Below are 3,039 nucleotides of genomic sequence, written 5' to 3' on the forward strand. Positions count from 1 at the left end.
GCTCGTCGGCGGGGGCGGGCTCGGCGTCCCGTGCGGGCTGGGCCGCGCCGGACTGCTCGGCCGCGCCGGGCTGCTCGCGCGGTGCGGACGGCTCCGCCGGCGCGGCCTGCGCCGCCGGCGGCACCGCCCCGCGGCTCCAGCCGTCGCGCAGCGGGTCGGTGGGCAGCGGCCCGCCGTACCAGTCCTCGATGAGCGCCCGGGCGATCGACGTCCCCGGCGGCAGCACGACGGTCCCCTGCTCGACCTCGGCGCGCAGCGTGTCCCGGTCGAACCAGCGCGCCGCGCGCAGCTCGTCGCCGTCGACGGTGATCTCCGTGGACAGCGCGCGGGCGCGGAAGCCCAGCATCAGCGAGGCGGGGAACGGCCACGGCTGGCTGCCCCGGTACTCGACCTCGCCGACGACGACGGCGGTCTCCTCGCGCGCCTCGCGGCGGATCGCGTGCTCGACGGACTCCCCCGGCTCCACGAACCCGGCGAGCGTCGAGAACCGGTGCGTCGGCCACGCGGCGGAGTTGGCGAGCAGCAGGCGGTCCGCGTCGTCGACGACCGCCATGATCACCGCCGGGTCGGTGCGCGGGTAGTGGTCCGAGCCGTCGACCGGGCACCGGCGCACCCAGCCGCTCGACACGGGCTGCGTCTCGGCGCCGCACCGCGGGCAGCGCGGGTACCGGACGTGCCACTCGTAGAGCGCGACGGCGGCCGTCGCCAGGCCCGCGTCCCGCGCGGACAGCTCACCGCCGACCTCGCGCAGCGCGGTCCACTCGTCGCCCGCGGGCAGGGCGGAGGGCGCACCCTCCGGCACGTGGTGCGCCAGGTAGGCGGGTCCGTCCGGCCGGGTCTCGCCGGGCGCGACGCCGGGCACGCGGTCCGCGTCGTCGTAGCCGAGGAACGCCCACCGCTCGGCGAGCGACGAGCTCGGCGCCCGCAGCGCCGCCTCCTGCGGCGAGTACAGCGCCAGTGCCGGGCGGCGGCCGCGGCGGCGGGTCACGACCCGGCCGCCGGAGACCAGCAGCACCCGGGTGGAGGCGTCGTCGAGCAGCGCGGGCAGCAGGTCCTCGTCACCGCGGAGGTCCGCGGCCCGGTCCGTGACCGTCCGCGACAGAGGGAGGTCGGAGGCGAACACGTCGCCACCGTACGCGCCGCGCGCGCCGGTCGCAGGCGACGCCCGACCGGGGGCGGTGCGACGCGCGCCACGTCCGGCGGCCCCGATCCCGGACGCCGGGCGGCGCCGCGCCGGGTGTCCGCCGGGTGAACGTGCGGTGACACGCCCGGCACCGCGCGGACCGGCCCCGGGCGCGTCGGGGTCCTACCCTGGGACGGTGCGTTCTCCCCTTGCTCTCGCCGCTCTCGCGACCGTCGCCGTCCCGGGCTTCGACGCCCGCGAGGTGCGCGCCGCCGCGGCCGCCGGGGACGACGACGTCGCGCTGGTGACCGACGGGCAGCGCCGGCACTGGGTGGTCCGCGCGCCGCGGAACGCCGCCGCCGGTGCCGCGCTCGAGGCCGAGCTCGTGCTGCTGAGCGCGCTCGGCGACCAGGTCGACGCGGGGAAGCTGCCGTTCGACGTGCCGCGGGTCGCCGGCGCCGCGCCGCTCGAGGAGGGCGGCCGCGTGGTCGTGCACCGCGAGCTGCCCGGGCGCCCGGTGGAACTGGAGCGGGTCGCCCCCGGCCCGGGGGTCGCCGCCTCGCTCGGCCGGTCGATCGCCGCGCTGCACGAGCTGCCGGTCGCGATCGTCGAGGACGCGGGCCTGCCCGCCTACGACGCCGCCGCCTACCGCGCACGCCGGCTCGCGGAGGTCGACGAGGCCGCCCGCACCGGCCGGGTGCCCGCCACCCTGCTGCGCCGGTGGGAGGAGCGGCTCGAGGACGTCGCGGTGTGGAAGTTCGCGCCGGTCGTCGTGCACGGCGACCTGTCCGCCGACCACGTCCTCGTCGCCGACGGCGCCGTGACGGGCGTGACGTCCTGGGGCGAGGCCAAGGTCGCCGACCCCGCCGACGACCTCGCGTGGCTGCTGGTCGCCGCCCCGCAGGACTCGGTCGACTCGATCATGGAGGCGTACCAGCTGCGCCGCACCGAGCTCACCGACCCGCACCTCGCGGACCGGGCGCTGCTCGCGGGCGAGCTCGCCCTCGCGCGGTGGCTGCTCTACGGCGTGCGGTCCGGCGACGACGAGGTGGTCGCGGACGCGGTGCAGATGCTGGACGAGCTGGACGAGCAGACCCGCGACGTGGCCGAGCCGGGCGCCGCCCCGCTCTGACCCGCGCTCGGGCTACGGGGTCACGCCGGCGGGGCGTCCGTGGCCGCCAGGAGCAGGCGCTCGATCTCGTCCGCGCCCAGCAGGCGCTCCGGGCGGACCGTGCGGCCCGCGCCGACGTAGCAGAACGCCGCGCTCACCCGGTCGAGCGGCGTGCCCGTCCACCGGGACCAGGCCAGCCGGTACACCGCGAGCTGCAGCTCCCGCACCGCCGTGGCGGCGGGGTCGGACGGCGGGGCGCCGGTCTTCCAGTCGACCACGACCACCGCGTCCCGCTCCCCCGGGCGATCCGGGTCGCGGAACACCGCGTCGATCCGCGAGCGCAGCACGTAGCCGGCGACGGTGGTCTCGACGTCGACCTCCACCGCGACCGGCACGAGCGCGGCCCACGGGGTCGCGAGGAAGGCGGCGCGCAGCGCGGCCTCGTCGGCGTCGACCGGGACCGAGTCGTCATCGGCGCCGGGCAGGTCGTCGAGGTCGACCAGCGCCGGTGAGCCGAAGAACCCCTCGACCCAGGCGTGGAACTGCGTGCCGCGGCGGGCCTGCGGGGACGGCCGGTTGGGCACCGGGCGGCGCAGCGCGCGGGCGAACTCGCCGCTGTCCGCGGCCAGCCGGACGACCGCGGAGGCGGACAGGTGCGCGGGCAGCTCGACCTCGGGGCGCGGCCGCGACTCCAGGGCGCGCTCGGCGAGCAGCAGGTCGACCGTGCGGTCCCAGGCCGACCGCCGCGCCGCCGCCGGACCCCCCGCCGCCCGCCGCTCGCGCGCCGCGCGCACCGCCGCGGCGG

At 79.1% G+C, this 3,039-nt stretch carries 3 protein-coding genes; 1 reads left to right on the plus strand and 2 read right to left on the minus strand.

All coding sequences use genetic code 11. The features are described from left to right. Nucleotides 1-1,123, minus strand: a 1,123-nt coding sequence (gene nudC, locus G6556_RS18030; RefSeq protein WP_346774994.1) for an NAD(+) diphosphatase, incomplete at its 3' end; no start/stop codon positions are given. Between the two features lie 196 nt (nt 1,124-1,319). Between nudC and G6556_RS18035 the strand changes: the two genes are divergently transcribed. Next, a complete protein-coding gene (locus G6556_RS18035; RefSeq protein ID WP_166944414.1) occupies nt 1,320-2,255 on the plus strand; it encodes a phosphotransferase in 936 nt (311 codons plus the stop codon). Between the two features lie 20 nt (nt 2,256-2,275). On the opposite strand, the gene G6556_RS18040 is transcribed toward G6556_RS18035, so the two are convergent. After that, nucleotides 2,276-3,039 (minus strand): PD-(D/E)XK nuclease family protein (locus G6556_RS18040; protein ID WP_166944416.1); only part of this gene is annotated, 764 nt, incomplete at its 5' end.

The organism is Cellulomonas sp. IC4_254 (assembly GCF_011603975.1).
Lineage (GTDB): Bacteria > Actinomycetota > Actinomycetes > Actinomycetales > Cellulomonadaceae > Cellulomonas.